The 21,049-nt window shown below is 57.2% G+C and carries 20 protein-coding genes; 8 read left to right on the top strand and 12 right to left on the bottom strand.

Translation table 11 applies throughout. The annotated features are described in order from the left end of the window. Window positions 1-2: 2 nt before the first annotated feature. From AC2FID_RS01775 to AC2FID_RS01755, 5 genes are all read right to left on the bottom strand, one after another. Entirely contained in the window at window positions 3-848 is an 846-nt protein-coding gene (locus AC2FID_RS01775) for an ABC transporter permease (RefSeq protein WP_058277688.1), read from the bottom strand. After that, a complete protein-coding gene (locus AC2FID_RS01770) occupies window positions 845-1,774 on the bottom strand; it encodes an ABC transporter permease (RefSeq protein ID WP_058277687.1) in 930 nt (309 codons plus the stop codon). The genes AC2FID_RS01775 and AC2FID_RS01770 overlap by 4 nt, the downstream gene beginning before the upstream one ends. Continuing rightward, complete coding sequence (locus tag AC2FID_RS01765) at window positions 1,767-2,564, bottom strand: ABC transporter ATP-binding protein (RefSeq protein ID WP_496695133.1); 798 nt, start codon at window positions 2,562-2,564, stop codon at window positions 1,767-1,769. Before AC2FID_RS01765 ends, AC2FID_RS01770 begins: the two co-directional genes overlap by 8 nt. Before the next feature lie 55 nt (window positions 2,565-2,619). Further along, complete coding sequence (gene hydA / locus AC2FID_RS01760) at window positions 2,620-4,074, bottom strand: dihydropyrimidinase (RefSeq protein ID WP_282168502.1); 1,455 nt, start codon at window positions 4,072-4,074, stop codon at window positions 2,620-2,622. Window positions 4,075-4,165: 91 nt separating this feature from the next. Next, complete coding sequence (locus tag AC2FID_RS01755; protein ID WP_282118665.1) at window positions 4,166-5,416, bottom strand: Zn-dependent hydrolase; 1,251 nt, start codon at window positions 5,414-5,416, stop codon at window positions 4,166-4,168. 171 nt (window positions 5,417-5,587) lie between these two features. Here AC2FID_RS01755 and AC2FID_RS01750 point away from each other — a divergent pair, with 171 nt between their 5' ends. Then, a complete protein-coding gene (locus AC2FID_RS01750) occupies window positions 5,588-6,196 on the top strand; it encodes a TetR family transcriptional regulator C-terminal domain-containing protein (RefSeq protein WP_282118666.1) in 609 nt (202 codons plus the stop codon). A 30-nt stretch (window positions 6,197-6,226) separates the two neighbouring features. Here AC2FID_RS01750 and AC2FID_RS01745 read toward each other — a convergent pair whose 3' ends face one another. The 3 genes from AC2FID_RS01745 to AC2FID_RS01735 all read right to left on the bottom strand — a co-directional run bounded on the left by AC2FID_RS01745 (window position 6,227) and on the right by AC2FID_RS01735 (window position 9,481). Next, entirely contained in the window at window positions 6,227-7,657 is a 1,431-nt protein-coding gene (locus AC2FID_RS01745) for an NAD-dependent succinate-semialdehyde dehydrogenase (RefSeq protein ID WP_496835117.1), read from the bottom strand. Between the two features lie 103 nt (window positions 7,658-7,760). Then, complete coding sequence (locus AC2FID_RS01740; RefSeq protein WP_496835115.1) at window positions 7,761-8,705, bottom strand: LysR substrate-binding domain-containing protein; 945 nt, start codon at window positions 8,703-8,705, stop codon at window positions 7,761-7,763. 2 nt (window positions 8,706-8,707) lie between these two features. After that, window positions 8,708-9,481, bottom strand: coding sequence for an aspartate dehydrogenase (locus tag AC2FID_RS01735; RefSeq protein ID WP_496835113.1), 774 nt, complete (start codon window positions 9,479-9,481; stop codon window positions 8,708-8,710). Between the two features lie 158 nt (window positions 9,482-9,639). Between AC2FID_RS01735 and AC2FID_RS01730 the strand changes: the two genes are divergently transcribed. The 5 genes from AC2FID_RS01730 to AC2FID_RS01710 all read left to right on the top strand — a co-directional run bounded on the left by AC2FID_RS01730 (window position 9,640) and on the right by AC2FID_RS01710 (window position 14,083). Beyond that, a complete protein-coding gene (locus tag AC2FID_RS01730; protein WP_496835111.1) occupies window positions 9,640-10,593 on the top strand; it encodes a dihydrodipicolinate synthase family protein in 954 nt (317 codons plus the stop codon). A 95-nt stretch (window positions 10,594-10,688) separates the two neighbouring features. After that, window positions 10,689-11,231 (top strand): 3-hydroxyanthranilate 3,4-dioxygenase, encoded by a 543-nt coding sequence (locus AC2FID_RS01725; protein ID WP_058273852.1) that lies wholly within the window; start codon window positions 10,689-10,691, stop codon window positions 11,229-11,231. A gap of 24 nt (window positions 11,232-11,255) precedes the next feature. Beyond that, complete coding sequence (locus tag AC2FID_RS01720) at window positions 11,256-12,230, top strand: TRAP transporter substrate-binding protein (protein WP_496766725.1); 975 nt, start codon at window positions 11,256-11,258, stop codon at window positions 12,228-12,230. A 63-nt stretch (window positions 12,231-12,293) separates the two neighbouring features. Then, the gene (locus AC2FID_RS01715) at window positions 12,294-12,827 is read left to right on the top strand and encodes a TRAP transporter small permease (RefSeq protein WP_496835110.1); all 534 of its coding nucleotides are present in this window, start codon (window positions 12,294-12,296) and stop codon (window positions 12,825-12,827) included. Then, a complete protein-coding gene (locus tag AC2FID_RS01710; RefSeq protein WP_496835074.1) occupies window positions 12,824-14,083 on the top strand; it encodes a TRAP transporter large permease in 1,260 nt (419 codons plus the stop codon). Before AC2FID_RS01715 ends, AC2FID_RS01710 begins: the two co-directional genes overlap by 4 nt. A 103-nt stretch (window positions 14,084-14,186) precedes the next feature. On the opposite strand, the gene preA is transcribed toward AC2FID_RS01710, so the two are convergent. The 4 genes from preA to AC2FID_RS01690 all read right to left on the bottom strand — a co-directional run bounded on the left by preA (window position 14,187) and on the right by AC2FID_RS01690 (window position 18,519). Further along, entirely contained in the window at window positions 14,187-15,491 is a 1,305-nt protein-coding gene (gene preA / locus AC2FID_RS01705; protein ID WP_058277679.1) for an NAD-dependent dihydropyrimidine dehydrogenase subunit PreA, read from the bottom strand. Window positions 15,492-15,509: 18 nt separating this feature from the next. After that, window positions 15,510-16,346 carry a methyltransferase domain-containing protein gene (locus AC2FID_RS01700; protein WP_496835073.1) on the bottom strand — a complete coding sequence of 279 codons (837 nt, stop codon included), beginning with the start codon at window positions 16,344-16,346 and terminating at the stop codon, window positions 15,510-15,512. A gap of 46 nt (window positions 16,347-16,392) precedes the next feature. Next, window positions 16,393-17,727, bottom strand: coding sequence for an NAD(P)-dependent oxidoreductase (locus AC2FID_RS01695; RefSeq protein WP_282168511.1), 1,335 nt, complete (start codon window positions 17,725-17,727; stop codon window positions 16,393-16,395). A 159-nt stretch (window positions 17,728-17,886) separates the two neighbouring features. After that, the gene (locus tag AC2FID_RS01690) at window positions 17,887-18,519 is read right to left on the bottom strand and encodes a cupin domain-containing protein (RefSeq protein ID WP_282168512.1); all 633 of its coding nucleotides are present in this window, start codon (window positions 18,517-18,519) and stop codon (window positions 17,887-17,889) included. Window positions 18,520-18,686: 167 nt separating this feature from the next. Here AC2FID_RS01690 and AC2FID_RS01685 point away from each other — a divergent pair, with 167 nt between their 5' ends. Together AC2FID_RS01685 and AC2FID_RS01680 are read left to right on the top strand one after the other, a co-directional pair. Then, window positions 18,687-19,682, top strand: coding sequence for a GT-B fold glycosyltransferase domain-containing protein (locus AC2FID_RS01685; protein ID WP_496835630.1), 996 nt, complete (start codon window positions 18,687-18,689; stop codon window positions 19,680-19,682). A gap of 72 nt (window positions 19,683-19,754) precedes the next feature. Beyond that, window positions 19,755-21,047, top strand: a complete 1,293-nt coding sequence (locus tag AC2FID_RS01680; protein WP_496835107.1) for an O-acetylhomoserine aminocarboxypropyltransferase/cysteine synthase family protein — start codon at window positions 19,755-19,757, stop codon at window positions 21,045-21,047. Window positions 21,048-21,049 lie beyond the last annotated feature (2 nt).

Genomic DNA, 21,049 nt, shown 5'->3' with positions numbered 1-21,049 from the left:
TTTTATCCACGTTGCGACGGGTGCCAGAAGGTCACCGCCTTTTCGATCATTGCGACAAGACCATAAAACGCGGTTCCGGCCAAAGCGGCCACCACAATCTCGGCCCAGACCATGTCCAGCGACAATTGCCCCACGCTGGTGGATATCCGAAAGCCCATGCCTAGCGTGGGCGAGCCAAAGAACTCTGCCACGATAGCGCCGATCAACGCCAGGGTGGTAGAAATCTTTAAGCCGTTGAAGATAAAGGGCATCGCAGCGGGCAATCGCAGCTTCAGGAAGCTCTGCCAATAGGTGGCCGCATAGGTCTCCATCAGGTCGCGCTGCATGGCCGTGGCCTCACGCAGACCAGCCACGGTGTTGACCAGCATTGGGAAGAACACCATCACCACGACAACGGCAGCTTTGGAGTGCCAGTCGAACCCGAACCACATCACCAGGATGGGTGCGGTCCCGACGATTGGCAGCGCTGCGACAAAGTTCCCAACGGGCAGCAACCCAAGTCGGAGGAAATCCCAGCGATCCACCGCAATTGCCATCAGGAATGCCGCGAAGCACCCAATGATGTACCCGCTGAACGCGCCTTTGATGATGGTCTGAACGAAGTCCTCCCACAGGATCGGCAGGCTATTGGCAAAGCGCACCGCAATTACGGATGGCGCCGGCAGTATGACCAAAGACACGTCTAGCCCTCTGACCAGCAGCTCCCAAATGACAATGATCGTTACGCCAAATATGAACGGAGCCAGAAATCGCACCATGCGCGTGTCCGCATAAGGCCCGCTGGCCAGACGACTATTCAGCCACCAACCCAGGACCCAAACGACGATTGCAAACAGCACTAGAATCATTGCGCCATCCCCATTCTTTTCAGGACCTTCCGTTCTACAAGCCCCAGCAACCCGACCAGGCAAGCCGCCAGAATGGCCGCTGCAAACAAGGCCGACCAGATTTGCACGGTTTGTCCATAGTAGCTGCCTGCCAGTAGACGCGCGCCCAAACCGGCCACCGCCCCTGTGGGCAATTCACCAACGATGGCACCGACCAGCGAAGCCGCAATGCCGATCTTCAGCGACGTAAACAGATATGGCATCGATGCAGGCAAGCGCAGCTTCCAGAACCCCTGAGACCGGCTGGCGCTGTAAGTGCGCAGCAGGTCCAGTTGCATTGCATCCGGGCTGCGAAGCCCTTTGACCATACCGACAACCACAGGGAAGAAACTCAAATAGGCCGAGATTACCGCCTTGGGGATGATCCCCTGAATGCCCACCGAGTACAGCACCACGATAATCATTGGCGCCAAAGCGATGATGGGAATCGTCTGGCTGACGATGGCCCATGGCATCACCGACAGGTCCATGACGCGGCTGTGCACGATCCCGACAGCCAGCAGAATGCCCAATCCAGTACCGATCACAAAGCCCAGCATCGTTGCGCTCAGCGTGACCCAGCCATGATAGATAAGTGATCGCTTCGACGTGATTTTTTTCTGTACAGTGGTCTCCCACATCTCGACGGCGACCTGATGCGGCGCCGGCAGGCGGGGCCGGTCCTGCTCCCACGTGGCGGGGATGGCAAAGCTGTTATTCAACACCAGTCCGAATTCGGACATATCCCGACGATCTTTAGCCGAAGGTGGCTGAACTTCGGCCCCTGCACGCTCCTGTTCCGTCAAAACACCTTTGATGTTCATTGGAATGCAGGCCGCATACCAAAAGACGACGATCACCGCGAGAACGGTCAGAACTGCCCAAAAAGCTTTGAACCCATCATTCATCGTCCGCATGCCCCGCCCGCAGACCCTCGCGCACACGATGAGCCACTTCGATGAACTCAGGCGTGTCGCGGATGTCCAATGGACGTTCCTTCGGCAACGGGCTGTCGATCACATCCGTTATCCGCCCCGGCCGCGGGCTCATCACCACGATCTTGGTGCTCAGATACACCGCCTCGGGGATCGAGTGCGTGACGAATCCGATAGTTTTTTCTGTGCGCGCCCAAAGCGCCAAAAGCTGTTCGTTCAAGTGATCGCGCACGATCTCATCCAACGCCCCAAAGGGTTCGTCCATCAATAGTATATCAGCGTCAAATGCCAGCGCCCGCGCAATACTGGCGCGCTGCTGCATGCCCCCGGACAGTTGCCACGGAAATTTGCCGCCAAACCCTTCAAGATCAACAAGTTCCAGAACGCTTCTCACACGTTCATCCTGCTCGGCAGGCGAATATCCCATGATCTCCAGCGGCAGCTTGATGTTCTTGGCAATGGTGCGCCAGGGATAAAGCCCCGCCGCCTGAAACACATAGCCATAGGCCCGGTTCCGCCGCGCCTCATCCGGGGTCATGCCATTGACCGTCAGGGTTCCCCCGGTTGGTGTTTCGAGCGCAGCAATACATCGCAAAAAGGTGGTTTTCCCGCAGCCTGAGGGACCGATGAAACTGACAAATTCACCCTTGTCGATCGTCAGGTTCACGTCTTTCAACGCGTGGATTGGTCCGTCATTGGTTTGGAAGGTCAGATCCAGCTGCCTTGCCTCGATAACGGGCTGGGTAGTGCTTTCAGTATTCATTCCATAGCCTTGAAAAGATTTGATTTTGGGCCGCATGAATTGCGGCCCGCACGCATCATACACCCGTCGCCGGGATACCCGTCCGTTCAACCGGCCGAGGCGCGGTCAGCTCTTTCCAGGTGCTTAGCGCTTTGTTCACAGTGGTATTGGCCTCACGTGCAACAAAATCGCCGTGGCCTTCCTGCGTGCGGATTTCCCCATCATGCACAGCCACGTGCCCACGAGTAAGGGTAAAGCGCGGCAGGCCTTTAACCTCTTTGCCCTCGAATACATTGTAGTCGATCGAGGATTGCTGCGCATCGGCACTGATCGTCTTGGACTTTTCAGGATCCCAAACCACCAGATCCGCATCAGCGCCAACCAGAACGGCTCCTTTTTTCGGGTAACAATTCAATATCTTGGCGATATTCGTTGAAGTCACCGCGACGAACTCGTTCGGCGTCAAACGCCCGGTGTTTACCCCATGAGTCCACAGCATCGGCATCCGATCTTCAAGCCCGCCGGTGCCATTGGGGATCTTGGTAAAGTCGCCCACACCATAGCGCTTTTGTTCGGTGGTAAAGGCACAATGGTCTGTTGCCACAACGCTCAACGATCCCGATTGCAGACCGTTCCACAAGCTGTCCTGATGCTGCTTGTTCCGGAACGGAGGGCTCATAACCCGACGTGCCGCATGATCCCAATCTTGGTTGAAATACTCGCTCTCATCCAACGTCAGGTGTTGGATAAGGGGTTCGCCCCAGACCCGCTTGCCCTGCAATTTGGCCCGCCGGATCGCCTCATGCGCATCCTCGCAGGACGTATGCACCACATAAAGCGGCACGCCCGCCATGTCAGCTATCATGATGGCGCGGTTTGTCGCCTCGCCCTCAACCTGCGGCGGGCGGGAATAGGCGTGCGCCTCGGGGCCATTGTTCCCCTCGGCCAGCAGCTTAGCACTGAGTTCAGCCACCACATCGCCATTCTCGGCATGCACCATCGCAATACCGCCCAGTTCGGACAGGCGCTTGAACGAGGCGAACAGTTCGTCATCATTCACCATCAGAGCGCCCTTGTAGGCCATGAAATGCTTGAACGTGTTAATCCCCCGCGTTTCAATCACCGTTTTGATGTCATCGAACACCTGCTCGCCCCACCAGGTCACGGCCATGTGGAACGAGTAATCGCAATTCGCACGGGTGGATTTGTTGTCCCAGCGTTTCAACGCATCCAAAAGGCTTTCCCCGGGGTTTGGCAGCGCAAAATCAACCACCATGGTGGTGCCGCCTGCCAGCGCAGCCCGCGTACCGCTTTCGAAATCATCGCTGGAATAAGTGCCCATAAACGGCATCTCCAGATGGGTATGCGGATCAATCCCACCCGGCATGACGTAACATCCCGTGGCGTCCAATTCCTTGTCACCCTTCAGATCCATCCCGATCTCTGTGATGACGCCATCTTCGACCATGACATCCGCCTTGTAAGACAAGTCGGCGGTCACAACGGTTCCGTTCTTGATAACAGTGCTCATTCTAATCTCCCTGACGCGGTCTGCGCCGCTTGCTTGATCTGGCCAATATATCCCGTGGGAGTCGCCCATCAGGCGACGGGGGCAGCGCCCCTTATTCCACAATCTCGGCCGTTTCGACGACCGCATGAAACAGAACATCCGCCCCGGCTGCGGCCCAATCCTTGCTGATCTCTTCCGCCTCGTTGTGGCTCAACCCGTCAACGCAAGGGCACATGACCATGGCCGTCGGGGCCACCCGGTTGATCCAACAGGCATCGTGCCCCGCCCCTGAGATGATATCGGTGTGCGAATATCCCAGCCGCTCTGCTGCGTCCCGTACAGCCGCGACACAGCTGTCATCGAACTTCACTGGATCAAACCCACCAACTTTCTCGAACTCAATCTGCAGGCCCATCTCTTCCACGATATCTTCGGCCGCAATGCGCAAACGGTTTTCCATATCTGTGATGACCGCCAAATCCGGCGAGCGGAAATCGACCGTGAACACCGCCTTGCCAGGAATCACGTTGCGAGAATTCGGGAACACGTCAATATGCCCTACAGCGCCGACGGCATGGGGCGCATGAGACCACGCGATCTCATCCACTTTCTCAAGGATACGCCCCATCGCCAGACCCGCGTTTTTGCGCATCGGCATTGGAGTAGATCCAGTATGTGCGTCTTTGCCTGTCACGGTGATCTGCGTCCAGCTCAGCCCCTGCCCGTGCGTCACAACGCCGATATCCTTGCCCTCGGCCTCAAGGATCGGCCCCTGTTCGATGTGCAATTCAAAGAAGGCATGCATTTTGCGGGCACCGACCTCTTCGTCTCCCCGCCAGCCAATGCGCTTTAGCTCATCGCCGAACGTCTTGCCCTCGGCATCCTCGCGGTCATAGGCCCAGTCTTGCGTGTGCATCCCGGCAAACACGCCCGAAGACAGCATCGCCGGCGCATAGCGCGTGCCCTCTTCGTTGGTCCAGTTGGTCGCGACGATCGGATGTTTGGTCTTGATGCCCAAATCATTGAGCGTTCGGATAATCTCCAGCCCACCCAATACGCCCAACACGCCGTCATACTTGCCGCCGGTTGGTTGGGTGTCCAGATGCGAGCCGACATAGACCGGCAACGCTTCCGGATCAGTCCCTTCGCGACGGGCAAACATATTGCCCATCTGATCCAAACCCATGGTGCAACCGGCGTCTTCGCACCACTTTTGAAACAAAGCGCGCCCTTCTGCGTCTTCATCCGTCAGAGTTTGGCGGTTGTTGCCGCCCGCAACACCGGGGCCGATCTTGGCCATCTCCATCAGGCTGTCCCAAAGTCTGTCGCCATTGATCCTGAGGTTTTGCGCCGGAGCTGCCATCTTGTTCTTCCCTGTTGCTTGCGATTTGGCTCGCTTTTGGTGTCTTGATTTGACCATCTGGTCAAACTCACGCTATCACGGGTTCGACATCAGTCAAGAAATTGCATGGTGCCGCCGGAAAATTCGGCATATTTGGTGCCCGCTTGGCGGAAAAAGAGACAGTCAGGAAACATGCCCAAAGACCGCGCCCCGACACGAATTCAGAAAAAGAACCGCGCCGCGATTCTCGAAGCCGCACTGAACGTGTTTTCGGCGCATGGTTTTCGAGGAGCGACGGTCGATCAGATCGCGACCGAGGCTGGGCTGAGCAAGCCGAACCTGTTGTATTATTTCCCGTCCAAAGAGGCGATCCACACCGCCTTGCTGTCCGGTCTGTTAGAGATCTGGCTGGCCCCTCTGCATGATCTGGACGCGGATGGCGACCCGATGGAAGAAATCCTCGCCTATATCCGCCGCAAGCTGGAAATGAGCCGAGACCTGCCGCGCGAAAGCCGTTTGTTTGCGAACGAGCTGGTTCAGGGCGCTCCGCGTATCCACGAATCTCTGTCGCATGACCTCAAATCTCTGGTGGATGAGAAAACGGCAATACTGACGCAGTGGATGGATCAGGGCAAAATCGCGCGCCTGCACCCTTATCACCTGATATTTTCAATCTGGGCGCTGACACAGCACTACGCCGACTTCGACGTTCAGGTCCGCGCAATTCTGGGCGACGAAGACCCATTTGAAGGGGCCGAGCCGTTTATCGACACGCTCTACCGGAAACTTCTGACGCCGTAATCGGCGCGACTTTATCTGACGCGCCTTTGCTCAGGTGATGTCGGCGGAATGCCATACGTTTTTTACGATCATGTAGTTGTCCAGCCCCTCGGTGCCGCCTTCGCGACCATATCCGCTGGATTTCACGCCGCCAAAGGGTGTTTCAGGCATGGATGCCTCAAGCGTGTTGATAGACAGGTTGCCGACCTCGACCTCGTCAATCAATCGATCAATATAGTCTGCGCGATTTGTAAATGCATAACCGGCCAGCCCATAGGGCACCGAGTTTGCCTTGCCGATTGCGTCATCCAGTGAGGACACTGGATTGATCACAGCCACCGGACCAAAAGGTTCCTCCTGCATGATCCGGGCGTTGTCGGGCACGTTCAGCAGGACGGTGGGCTGAAAAAAATACCCTTTGTCGCCATGTTTGGCGCCACCCGTGGCAACCGTCGCACCCTTTTCACGGGCGTCTTCCACCAATTCGGTCAGTGCAGGCGCCCGCCGGTCATTTGCCAGAGGCCCCATTTCCACATTTTGGTCCATTCCGTTTCCGACAATAGTTGCCGCAGCGCGTTCAACGAAAGTTGTGGCGTAATCGTCAAAGATGCTCTCATGCGCAAAAAACCTTGTAGGCGATGTGCACACCTGCCCGGCATTGCGCATTTTTCGAACTGCGCTTGAGATCCCGGCCGCTTTCACATCTGTGTCTTCGCAGACAATTACTGGCGCGTGGCCACCAAGTTCCATCAGCACCGATGTCATGTGTTCCGAGGCCAAGGTGGTCAGATGCCGCCCCACAGCGGTTGAGCCGGTGAAAGCCACGAGCCTGACCGGATCCTGCGGGATGAGGTGGCCTGAGATTTCTGCCGGCTCTCCGAACACCAGGTTCAGGACGCCTGCAGGAAGACCGGCATCTTCAAAGGCTTTTGCAATATGTATTGCTCCCGCAGGTGTTTCTTCTGCCGCCTTCAGGATGATCGAGCAGCCCGAAGCCAGCGCGCCGGCGATTTTGCGTGCTGGTTGGCTCATCGGGAAATTCCAGGGTGAAAAGGCTGCGACGACACCGATAGGCTGGTGATGAACGGAAAACTTGTGACCCGGAGCCGCAGGGATGACCCGCCCATAGGTCCGCATCGCCTCGCCCGCGTCCCATTCAAAGAACTCTGCCCCTCGGATAACCTCAAGCCTGGCCTGATTCAGCGGCTTGCCGTGTTCCATGGTGATGGTATGGGCAATCTCTTCCTGACGTTGCCGCATCAGTGCAGCAGCGCGCAGGATTGTGTCGGAACGTTCACGCGGTGAGGTGCGACTCCATACGCGAAACCCTCGGACCGCAGCCTCCAGGGCGTCATCCAGATCCTGCTTCGACGCGCAGGGAAGCCGCCCGATTTCGCCCTCTGTCGCGGGATTCACGACCGGTATGTCCCGGTTGGCTGTGCGCCACTTGCCCGCGATGAACAGCTTAAGCTCAGGATACATGAAACCGGTGCCTCCGACTTTGACTATTTCAAATCACGCAATGGCCGGCATTACTTCAAGTGAATTGGGTGAATACTGATATCAATTTGACGAATACCTGACCTCATTTCTGTTTCACCGCCTGATGCAGCGCCGATTTAAAGGCCCGGCCAGCGGGGGAAAGATCATCATCCGCCCGGAATGAGACACCAATCGGCCCCTGCCCAAATGGGACATCCCAATCCAATGGCGACAGGTAGCCGTGGGCGATGTCCTGCGACACGACCTCGGCCGGCATAAGCCCGATCAGATCGCGCGACTGCAGCAAAGCACGATTGGTCAGGTAGGATACGGATTCGATCGTCACGGGCGGAACGTATTGCTGCTGGCCAACAAAGAAATGATCCAGCTGACGCCGCAATGTGGTTTCCAGCGGCGGGACGATCCAGCCAAAGGGTTTGGTCTGAGCGAAGGAAACATCCGGGCGACCCGCAAGAGGATGCTGATTGCCGACGATCGCCAGAATGCGGTCTTCAAACAGCTTTTCCTGCCTGATCTTGTCACGGTGCCTATGAGAGGGAAGCCGCCCGACTACCATGTCGATTTCGCCCGAAAGCAACCTCGGCATTAGGACTTCGTTCGTGCCCTCGTTGATCTTGATCGCCACATTCGGGCGGTCAGCCAAAAGGATTTCAATGGCGGCCGGCAGCAGGCTGGTTGAGGCCGCCAACAAAGTGCCCACCACCACGCGGCCTGCATTGCCTTCGTTCAGGTCATCCAGTTCCTGCGCAGCGTTCGAGACCTGGACAAAGATTAGCTTGCCGTGACGTATCAAAGTTTCTCCGAACACGGTCGGAATCACACCCCGATTGGTCCGGCTAAACAGCTTGACCTCAAAATCCAGTTCCAGATCCTGAATCATCTTGGTTGCTGCCGGTTGCGAGATGCCCAGCTCGCGTGCGGCGTTCTGGATGTTACCGTGGGCTCCCACCGCTACCAGCAAACGCAGTTGGCGTAGCTTCAGCCGGGTCAGGGCGCGGTCGACGATACGTGAATGACGTCCTACCATGGTCACATCACAATTGGCTTTGACAGCTGTTCGAGCTTGGCCACCACGCTCATCGCGGCCAAGGCCGAGCTGCGTGGATTGTCCGGCAGGGAATTGCCGCTTATCCGGAAATGGAACTGCCCGAATTGCCCTTCGGCCTCAACCTCATGAATGTTTTGCGCAATCGACGGATCAGCGATGAGTTTAACCTGCGTCTCATCAAATCCAATCCCAGCCAAGGCTACGGCTGCCGCAACGTTTGCGTTTTTGGGATAGGCCAACGCCGCCTCTCGGGCGGTCCCTGTGAAGTGCGTTTCAACCTGTGTCAGCCCCTCAAGATCCAGCCTGTCCTCTGCGGCAGAGCCTTTCCAACCTAGCGGCGGCTTGCGCCCGACATAGATAACCTTGTTTAATTTGCCGGTCGCCGCAGCGCTCAGGCAATCAAGGGCACCGATTGCGCCGCTGGCCAGGTGCAGTTTCGCCTGCCCCACGCTGGCCGCGCTTTCCATCTCGTCTGCAATCGTTTGATCCGCCAATGCACCGACGGACACCGTGATCATGTCCGTACCCTGCCCCAGAACCTGAGGGCCATAGGCCGCCAGTGCCTGATGGCCGGCGCATTCGATCACCAGGTCCGCCTCTGCGATGAGCTCTGGCACCGAACCCACAAACAGGTTCGGGTTTTGTGAAATGCTGCCTGGTCGCACCAGAACCGCATGTACCATATGGCCTCGCGCCTGAACCGCGCCCATGACATGCTGCGCAATCGCGCCTTTACCGATCAATCCTATTTTCATGTGGCAAACCTAAACCAGCGCCAAAGAATTCTAAATTGGTATTCTTTGGGTATTCTAATTTCAGATACCCAGTTCCCGGCTTTCGCATTGGATCACGTGGTGTGATCAGGCTTTGATGGCGACGCCAGAATTGCCCGTTAATCGGAAGGCCCGTTAAAATGAACTACTCCAAGCGCGACGCCAAAGCCTATGCGCGCGAGAACATGACCGGCATCTGGGCCGCAGCCCTGAACCCCTTCAACGATGATTTGTCACTGGATGAGGTCGGGCTGCGGTCAAACATCCGGCACTGGATTGACGATCTGGATATCCAGGGACTGTTCGTGGCAGGCAAGCAGGGCGAGTTCTTTTCGATGAGCCTTGATGAGCGCAAGCGCAACTTTGAGATTGCGGTTGACGAATGCGCGGGCAAAGCTGGTGTGATTGTCTCGGTCTCGGATCAGAACATGGACACGGCGCTGGAACTGGCCCGCCATGCGCAGAATTGTGGGGCCGATTACATCGTCTTGCATGCCCCTGTTCTAAGCTTTGTTCAGGATCGTGGAGAGGTTTTGTACCAGTACTACAAACGGTTCTGCGATGAGCTGGATATCGGGATCGCGATGTGGAGCCACCCGGACAGTGGATACCTGATGCAGCCTGAAGAATGCGCACGGATTGCTGATTTGCCTAACATCGTGGCCATCAAATACTCCGTCCCGCGTGAGATGTATGTGAAACTGACGCATATGGTGGGCGACAAAATTCATGTCTCGACATCGGCTGAACATGAATGGCTGGACAATATTCTGGAACTGGATTGGAAACTGTATCTGTGTTCGTCGCCGCCTTACCAATTACAGACCAAGAATGATCAGCGCATGAACGAATACACGCGGCTGGCGTTTGCCGGCAAAGCAGATGAGGCGCGCAAGGTGTTTGACAGCCTGAACCCGGTGCGGGACGCGATGAAGCGAACCAAACCTGCAGGCAAACCCACCGCTTTTGGAAAATACTGGCAAGAGCTGCTGGGACAGGTCGGAGGGCGTGTGCGGGCCCCAATGCTGGAACTGACCGAGGCGGAAAAAGAGATCATCCGCAAAGGGTTCGCGGAATGCGGCCTGAAGCCATAGCCTCATCGATATAAGCAAATCGGATATCTAGATGCGGATAATTTCTTTGCGGTTATGAAAAAACCGGCCAAACTTCTACCAATGAGGAGTGGGACATGTCGAAGTTAAGTGCATTCAACTTTCAGAAATGGATCGACGAACACCGTCACCTGCTGAAACCTCCAGTCGGCAATCAACAGGTGTGGGAGGATGCCGACCTGATGGTCACCGTCGTCGGCGGGCCGAACAAGCGAACCGACTATCACGACGATCCAGTTGAAGAGTTCTTCTATCAGCTGGAAGGCGACATGGTGCTGAAGCTGTATGACGGAGAGGAATTCTATGACGTTCCAATCCGCGAAGGTGAGATCTTCTTGCTGCCGCCGCATGTGCGCCATTCACCACAAAGACCGCAGGAAGGCTCAATCGGATTGGTGATCGAACCCAAACGGCAGACAGGCGAGCTGGACGCGATCGAATGGTATTGCTTTGAATGCGGCACCCGCGTTCATCGGGCCGAGATGCAATTGCAGTCTATCGTCAAGGACTTGCCGCCGGTCTACGAAAAATTCTATTCATCAGAAGAAGACAGAACATGCCCGAACTGCCAGACCGTGCATCCGGGAAAAGAGCCGCCAGAGGGCTGGGTCACACTCTGAGATGAACAAACAACAGGGAAGAACATGAAACATTTTGCTAAGATCGCCGCTTCGGCTGCAGCGCTTGCTGTGACATCGCTAGCTGCCCATGCAGATGAATTCCGTCTGGGCCTGATCACGCCACCTCCGCATATCTGGACCAAGGCGGCCGAGTCCTTTGGGGCCGAGCTGAACGAAGCCAGCGGTGGTGCCCATACCGTATCTGTATTCCCCGCCCGTCAGTTGGGCAACGAGGCAGAGATGCTGCAACAATTGCAGACTGGCGCGCTGGATATGGCATTCATGACCGTGGCCGAAGTGTCGAACCGCGCACCTGATCTGGGTGCGTTTTATGCACCGTATCTCGCGGATGATATCGGCCACGCGGGGCGCATCCTACGCTCGGATACCGCAAAATCGATGCTGGAACCCCTGCCTGGTCAGGTTGGCGTTGTAGGCTTAGGTTACGGTATGGCCGGGCTGCGCCAGATCGTCAGCCGGGGCGATGTGTCTTCGGCAGAGGACCTGTCTGGTCTGAAACTGCGGATCACGCCGTTCACGCCGATTTTGGATTTCTACAACGCGGTCGGAGCTGCACCAACACCAATGCCGCTGCCTGCTGTCTATGACGCGCTGGCCAATGGGCAGGTCGATGCCATTGATATGGATGCAGAACTGATCTGGGTGCTGAAATACTATGATCACGCCGACACGATCGTTCAATCCGACCACATGATGTTCCCGATGGTCGGGCTGGTCTCGGCCAAAGTCTGGGCGGGACTGTCCGAAGAAGACCGCGCGATGATCGGTGAACTGATGGCCAAGCATGTCGACAGCACCATCGATGCCTATGTTGCCAACGAAGCGAAGTGGCTGGAACAGATAGAGGGAACCGGCAAGGCCTACAAGAAAGTCGATGCCTCATTCTTTGGCGATGCGATTGAGGAATGGAACGGCATCTGGTCTGAAAAAACCTCGTCCCTTGACGCGCTGCGCGAGACTGCGGCAGAAACCAAATAAAGTTGAACGTTTCAGGGAAAGGGCGCAGGTCAATCCTGCGCCCTTTTTCATAGGGGATCGGCTATGTTATACCGGCTGTCTGCAGCGTGGGCGTGGGTTGAGTTATGGTGTGCCGCAGCACTGGCCGTTTGCGTCACCCTATTGATCTTGTTGAATGTCGTGACGCGCACGGCGGGTAACGCTTTGTTCTGGGTGGATGAATTGGCAATCTATGCCATGGTTTGGATGACATTCCTTGGCGCGTCAGCCGCGTTGCACCACCGCAATTCGGTCTCGATCACGATCCTTGCCGATCTGGTTCCACCTCATGTCCGGGCAATAATCCGAAAAGCAGTCGACATCGTTGTCTTCGCGTTTGCAATCGCGATGCTGTGGTTCTGCTGGCGGTGGTTTTTGCCACTGGACATCGCTCGTACAGGGTTCGATGCCATGGCTTTTCAAGGCAATACTTTCAACTTCATCTATGCCGAGCCGACCTCAACCCTCGGGCTTCCGAAGTTTTTGTTTTGGCTCGTGATGTGGCTGTTTGCCTTGGGTGCAACGCTACATTCAACGATGCATCTTCTGACGCGTCCCGGACAAGGGTCACCGGTATGAGCCCGATTGTCTTTCTAGCTACCCTGCTGTTGTCGGTGCCCGTTGCCATCGTGTTGGCGATCACTGCAATTTGGTACATCTGGGAAAGCGGGAACACGGTTCTGTACGACAGTTTTGCGCAGAAAATGTTTGGCGGGTTGGAAAACTACGGCCTGCTGGCAATCCCGCTGTTCATGCTGACCGGAGAGCTGATGAATGAAGGCGGCATGACACGCCGCCTGGTCGCTTTGGCGCGTGTATTCGTGGGCGGATTCCGGGGCGGGCTCGCCTATATCAACCTGCTGGCCAATATGTTCATGGCCGCCATCATCGGCTCGGCAACCGCACAGATCGCTGTGATGTCGCGTGCCATGGTCCCCGCGATGGAGGAAGAGGGTTATAGCAAGGGCTTCGCCGCCGCCACGACAGCAGCCGGGGGCCTGTTGGCACCGGTCATCCCGCCGTCAATGATGTTCGTTATCTTTGGCGTTTTGGCGCAGATTCCCATCGGCGAAATGTTCATCGCCGGGATCATACCCGGCTTGCTGCTGGCAGGAGCCTTTGCTTTGGTGATCACGCTTGTCGGTTGGGTTCAGCAATTCCCAAAGGGCGTCTGGATGTCCCGCCGCGATGCTCTGCAGGCCCTGATCGCCGCCCTTCCTGCGATGCTGATCCCGGTTTCGATCATCGGTGGTATTCTGTTTGGCATCGCTACGCCGACAGAATCCGCAGCCATCGCTTCGCTGATCGCATTTCTGGTCGGGTGGCTCATTTACGGAGAGCTAAAGCCGCAACATCTGGGCGAGATGTTCAAGCGAACAGCCGCAAACGCATCGATGATCCTGTTCATGATTGCGGCGGCCAGCGTTTTTGGGTGGGTGATCATTTACGAAGAAATACCACAGCAGCTGGCGGGGCTTATCACGTCGATCACATCCAATCCGTTCATGTTTCTGCTGATCGTAAATGCCGCGCTTCTTTTGGTGGGGATGGTGATCGACGGGATCGCCGCCATCATCCTGATCACGCCCATTTTGTTGCCAATTGCCACTGGGTCCTACGACATCAGCCCCTACCAGTTCGGAGTTGTCGTATGCCTGAACCTTGTTCTTGGCCTGCTTACGCCACCCGTCGGCATTGGCCTCTATATCGCCTCATCCATGAGCGGCACGACCCCCGGAGCAATTCTGAAATCACTTTGGCCGTTCCTGATTGCGGTGGCCGCCGTCTTGATCCTGCTAAGCTATGTCCCAAGCCTGTCGACCTACTTGATCTAGCATAACAGTTGCCGTCACGCGGCTTTGAATGCCCCGTATTGGCCGGTCTGCATCTGTTAAGAGGCCCGTGCTTTCGGGCCCCTTCATGTTTTCAGTACCCGAGTTACTCGGCAGCTTTGGCCATCGGATTGTTTGGATGCGTCGTCCAGTTGGCATAATCACGCTGAACTTCCAGACCGGTCCGCGGATCGACCTCTCCGGCCGTCATTGGAACCATTGAGATGCAGCCGTCGACCGGGCAAACATCCACGCACAGATTACAGGCGACGCATTCGTCATCCATGACCTCGAAAACCCGATCATCGGACATGGAAATCGCCTGGTGGCTGGTGTCTTCGCACGCGGCATAGCAGCGACCGCATTTGATGCACTCGTCCTGATCGATCTTGGCCTTGGCCACGTAGTTCAGGTTCAGGTATTGCCAATCGGTCACGTTTGGAACCGCACGACCGACAATCTCGGACACGTTTGTGTACCCTTTTTCATCCATCCACTTGGACAGACCTGCGGTCAGTTCGTCGATGATCTTAAAGCCGTAGGTCATAGCAGCCGTGCACACCTGAACGTTACCACAGCCCAGCGAAATGAACTCTGCCGCATCCCGCCATGTGGTCACGCCCCCAATGCCGGAAATCGGCAGGCCATGGGTGGCTTCGGCGCGCGCGATCTCGGACACCATCGACAGGGCAATTGGCTTGACCGCCGGGCCACAATACCCGCCGTGGCTGCCTTTGCCATCAATCGACGGTTCCGGACTGAACGTGTCCAGATCGACGCTGGTGATTGAATTGATCGTGTTGATCAGTGACACTGCATCCGCGCCGCCGTTTTTTGCCGCCTCAGCAGGCTTCCGAACATCGGTGATGTTTGGCGTCAGCTTCACGATCACGGGCCGGTCATAGTATTTCTTACACCAGCGGGTGACCATCTCGATATATTCCGGCACCTGCCCTACGGCTGCGCCCATTCCGCGTTCGCTCATCCCGTGCGGGCAGCCAAAGTTCAGTTCGATCCCATCCGCGCCGGTTTCTTCGACACGCGGCAGGATGGCTTTCCAGGCCTCTTCTTCGCAGGGCACCATGATCGAGGCGATCAGCGCGCGATCCGGGTAGTCGGCTTTGACCCGCGCCATTTCTTCAAGGTTCACTTCAAGCGGTCGGTCGGTGATCAGTTCGATGTTGTTCAGCCCCAGCAACCGACGATCCGCACCATAGATCGCGCCGTAGCGCGGCCCGTTTACGTTCACAACCGGCGGCCCTTCGGACCCAAGTGTTTTCCAGACGACACCGCCCCACCCGGCCTCGAATGCGCGGCGCACGTTGTATTCCTTGTCTGTCGGCGGCGCCGAGGCGAGCCAGTAAGGATTGGGGCTGGAAATGCCCAAAAAGTTTGTTGTCAGATCGGCCATGGCTTCTCCCTTCCCGGCTCAGCCGGTTTTCTTGAATATCATTTCGGTCGGACGAATGCGCCCGGCCTTGAGGTTTTTGACGTAGTTTTGGAATTTTTCAGGCGCCGTCTCGCCCATCATCAGGTGGATGCCCAAGGGCGGCGGGCCGCTTTCGGCAATGCGCGCGAAGACATCCTCGAAAAACTTCAGCGCGAACTCTGTGCGGTCGGTTTCGGCGGCCAGTTCCAGACCGGCGGCACCCGCGGCGTCCTTGTAGACCTGCGGCGCATGTACAAACGAGGTTTCGGACACCGTTGACCATGGCAGCGGGAAGGACAGCGGTTCGTCCACATCCCCGCCCATCACATCGAACAGGGCAAATGTCCCGCCCGTGGCCAGCGCGCGCGAAACTTCTGCGAACAGCCCGGCCTTATCTTCGATGTTCATGCCCACATGCAACATGACGGCAAGATCAAACCCTGCATCCGGCACCGGCATGTCCAAAGCACTTCCGACGTGAAAACTGGCCTTGTCGGAATGCCCGACCAGATCGCTGAGGGCGGTAGCTGTTTCAACGAATTCTGGCGTCAGGTCGACCCCGGTCACGGTCGAGTCATAGCGATCCACGATGTACCGCGACGTCCCACCGATGCCGCAGCCGACATCCAGCACACGGGTCGCGTGGGTCGGTGACAATTGCGCAAACAGGTTGTCTGTCGCCAGAACGCCGCCGGTGTGGAACTCATCCCCCGCCTTCAGATCGGCCACAGTGGCCGCGTCCGGGTCAATCCCACTGGCCGCAAGCGCCGCGCGAACGCGGTCAGTCAAGGCTCCGGTGGTATAGTGTTGGGCAACGGCTTGTTCGATCTGGGACATGGGAATACCTCAGCAGCGAAAGGAATGGGGTGAATACCCCACCCTATCACGAAACCAGAGTTGCGTGGATGTCCATCGCGGCATCACGGCCTTCGGCCACTGCGGTCACGGTCAGGTCTTCGCCTCCCGCCGCACAGTCGCCCCCAGCCCAGACACCCGCCATCGAGGTACGCCCGGCACCAGACACAGCAATCTTGTTGCCGTCGAGCTTCAGTCCTTCCGGCGCGCCGTCCAGCTTTTGGCCAATGGCCTTGAGTACCTGATCTGCAGGCAAGCGGATCATTTCCCCGGTGCCGGTCAGTTGCCCATCGTGGCTGGCAGTATACTCCAACTCGATCTCGACCGCGGCCCCGTTTCCATGGATGGCCACAGGTTGCACATTGGTCATGATCTTGACGCCGTGCGAGGCTGCGAGGTCCTGTTCGTACCGGCTGGCCCCCATTGCGTCGCGTCCACGGCGATAGGCAATGGTGACATGTTCGGCACCCAACAGTTTCGACTTCACCGCAGCGTCCACTGCAGTCATGCCGCCGCCGATGACGACCACGTTGCGACCAACGGGCAAATCAACCAGATCAGAGGCCTGACGCACGTCCGAAATGAAATCCACTGCGAAGCGAACACCATCTTTTTCCACCCCGTCGGCGCGCAAGGCATTCACCCCGGCAAGACCAATAGACAAAAACACTGCATCATAGTTCTCGGCTAGCCCTTTCAGCGAGATCCCCTCGCCCAGAACAGAACCGGTTTCGATGGAGATACCGCCGATTTTCAGCAGCCAGTCGACTTCGGCCTGAGCAAAATCGTTGGTCGATTTATACGCTGCGATCCCGTATTCGTTCAGCCCACCCGGTTTGGGGCGGCTTTCGTGGATCACCACGTCATGCCCAAACATGGCCAAGCGGTGCGCACAGGCCAGACCCGCAGGTCCTGCCCCGATTACAGCAACTGTTTTGCCGGTTGGTGCGGCCCGTTGGAACGGATGACTTCCGCCAACCATCACACTGTCTGTTGCATAGCGCTGAAGACGACCGATTTCGACCGGTGAACCTTCGGCGGTTTCGCGCACGCAGACTTCTTCGCACAGCGTTTCAGTCGGGCAAACGCGGGCGCACATGCCGCCCAGAATGTTCTGCGCCAAAATGGTCTCACCCGCCGCTTCGGGCTGACCAGCCTGAATCTGGCGCATGAACAGCGGAATGTCGATGTCTGTCGGACAGGCTGTGACGCATGGTGCGTCGTAACAAAAATAGCACCGATCCGCTGCCACGGCGGCCTCATGAGGGGCCAGTGGCGGATGCAAATCCGTGAAATTCGAGGTCAGCTCATCGCTGGACAGCCGCCCGGAGACAATGCCGGGGGCAATCTGGCCCTGTGCCATCACTCTACTCCCTGTAGATATGTTTGTTGTGGCCTCAGCTTGCCACAAAGTAATTTTTTATCAAATGGTAAAATTTGCCAAATGGTCAAAAAAGGAAAAAACCGGACCAATCGACCCGGTTTTCCTTTGTTTCTGCCTGTTTTTCTTGCAGCGAACGTATCAGACCATCTGAGCCAAATGCCCTGTTTTCGTCCAAACACGCGCTCCCGAAGCACCTGCCACGGCGGTAGATCGCGCGCCCGGAGGCAACCTCAGCCAGTCCCAGGTCGTGAAATCCTCGTCAGATTCCCTCAGCGAGCCTTCGATCACAAACAGCTCCATTCCGTGCGACGCGTCCAGATCCAACGCATCGCCCGCCGCAAGATTGAACACGCGGACATCTTCATGCGCGTCTTTGAACAGTTGAGTATTCCCCTGACCATTGATCGAGCGTCGTACCTCTGTCCGATCATCCGGGTCAAACTGATGCAGCTTCACCAAGATCGTCGCCCCCTGTTTTGCCGAAGGTGTGTGCGACGAGGTCGGAGGGTTTCTCACATAACTGCCGACCGGGAAATCTCCGGTTTCGTCCTGAAAAACGCCGTCCAAAACCAGATATTCTTCTCCCCCGTCGTGGGTATGGGCCGAAAACGCGCTGCCCGGAGCAAAACGTACGATTGTCGTTGCGCGGGCAACCTCCTCGCCGATGCGATCCAGCATCTTGCGTTCGACACCGGCGGCGGGGGACGCGATCCATTCATTCTGGTCGAAATGAACTGCAACACGTTTGGTGAAATCTGCGTTGATCCTCATGGGGGCACTCCTGAACGGGGACGTGTCCCTAACATGGGATTGCGCCGACATTTTTCAAATTGCACGCATCGCATCTGGTTTTGACGGGCGCGCCTGCATACTGTACGTCCGACAAGAAACCCGAGCAGCGCCGGACCACGGCACCCACAAGTACTGAAAGTCACCGGATGCAGGCCAGCGCCCCGAAATTCAACATCGTTATCATCGGGCAAAACAACCGTCTGCAATACGAAGCCCTTTTGTTTGCCGCCTCGCTGCGGCACAGCAGCCCTGATTTTTCCGGTCGACTGTTCGTGGCTGTTCCACAACCCGGTCCACGCTGGCCGCAGGACCCTACCATCCAGAACGAGGATCTGCTGAAAGCACTCCGTCAGCTGGATGCCGAGATCTTGCCGTTCGAAAACAAAATATTCGGCGCCAGCTACCCTTATGGCAACAAGATCGAAGCTTTGCTGGCCATGCCCGAGGGTGAGCCCTTTGTGTTTTTCGACAGTGACACACTGATCACCGGCGATCTGACCAGCGTCCCCTTCGACTTTAACCGCCCCGGCGCATCGCTAAGGGTCGAAGGAACCTGGCCCAAACCAACCTTGTATGGTCCTGGACTGGATGGGATCTGGAAGGCGCTTTATCAAAGGTTCGGACTGGATTTCGACAGGTCGCTGGATACCAGCCAACCTGTGGATTACTGGCGGCGCTATCTGTACTTCAATGCCGGGTTTTTCTTTCATTCCTGCCCTCACACCTTCGGAAAGCGCTTTCTGGACTATGCCCGCACGATCCGCGACGGCGAGATCCCCGAGATGGCTGGACAGAATTTTGACCCCTGGCTGGATCAGGCTGCACTGCCGCTGGTTATCCATTCGTTCGGCGGCGGTCGCGATGCCCTGCCTGCGGGCCTTCTGGACGGATCGGTCAGCTGTCATTACCGCCTGTTCCCCCTACTCTACGCCCGTGAAAGCGATCACGCTGTAGAGGTGCTGGAAACCGTGGTTGCGCCAAACCGGGTCAAGAAGGTCCTCAAGGGGTACGACCCGATCAAGAAGCTGGTGCTGCAGCGCAAGGGTCACAAAATCAGGGATATGTTCGACCGCGAGAACCTTCCCAAACGCGAGCAGGTTATTCGCAACACGATACGCAAGAATGGTCTTTGGATGCGCTGACAGGAATGTTGTCTGCGCGCGCCCAATCACCTAGAGATTCAGCAACGCACTTTCCAACAGGAGATTTCCAAGATGTCTGACGGCCCCACCTACGGTTTTGATACGCTTCAAATTCACGCGGGCGCGCGGCCCGATCCCGCAACTGGCGCGCGTCAGACACCGATCTATCAAACGACAGCCTATGTGTTCCGCGACGCAGATCACGCGGCTGCCCTGTTCAACCTGCAAGAGGTTGGTTTCATCTATTCCCGCCTGACCAACCCCACCGTGGCCGTTCTGCAGGAACGTGTTGCCACGCTGGAAGGCGGCGTCGGTGCCGTGTGCTGCTCATCAGGTCACGCGGCACAGATCATGGCGCTATTCCCGCTAATGGGTCCCGGTTGCAACGTAGTCGCCTCGACCCGTCTGTATGGCGGTACGGTCACTCAGTTCAGCCAGACCATCAAACGCTTTGGCTGGTCCGCCAAGTTTGTCGACACCGATGATCTGGACGCCGTCAAAGACGCTATCGACGAAAACACCCGTGCGGTGTTCTGCGAATCCATTGCCAACCCCGGCGGCTATGTCACTGACATCCGCGCGCTGGCGGATGTGTCCGATGCGGCGGGCATTCCACTGATCGTCGACAACACCTCGGCCACGCCTTACCTGTGCCGCCCGATCGAGCATGGCGCGACGCTGGTGGTGCACTCGACTACCAAATACCTGACTGGCAACGGCACCGTCACCGGCGGCTGCATCGTGGATTCGGGCAAGTTCGACTGGTCCGCAAATGACAAGTTCCCGTCACTCAGTGAGCCGGAACAAGCGTATCACGGCCTGAAGTTCCACGAGACGTTTGGGCCGCTGGCCTTCACCTTCCACGGCATCGCCATTGGCCTGCGTGATCTGGGCATGACCATGAACCCGCAGGCGGCGCATTACACGCTGATGGGGATCGAGACCCTGTCCCTGCGGATGGAGCGTCACGTCGAAAACGCCCAAAAGATCGCCGCATGGCTCGAGGCAGATGACCGCGTGGAATACGTCACTTATGCCGGGCTGCCGTCTTCGCCCTACAGTGACAGGGTCAAAACGCACTACAAGAAGGGCGCGGGTGCCCTGTTCACCTTCGCGGTCAAAGGTGGCTATGACGCCTGTATCAAACTGGTCAACGCGCTAGAGATTTTCAGCCACGTAGCCAACCTGGGTGATGCACGATCACTGATCATTCACTCGGCTTCGACCACGCACCGGCAGCTGACCCCAGAACAGCAAGAGGCCGCAGGCGCTGGCCCCGGCGTTGTGCGGGTGTCCATTGGTATCGAAGACGCAGATGACCTGATCGCCGATCTTGATCAGGCGCTGGCCAAAGCGTCGGCCTAATC

It is taken from the genome of Ruegeria sp. CDSC068, from assembly GCF_059610545.1.
The sequence above is the reverse complement of the archived record's forward strand: the minus strand, read 5'-3'. Positions and strand labels throughout refer to the sequence as shown.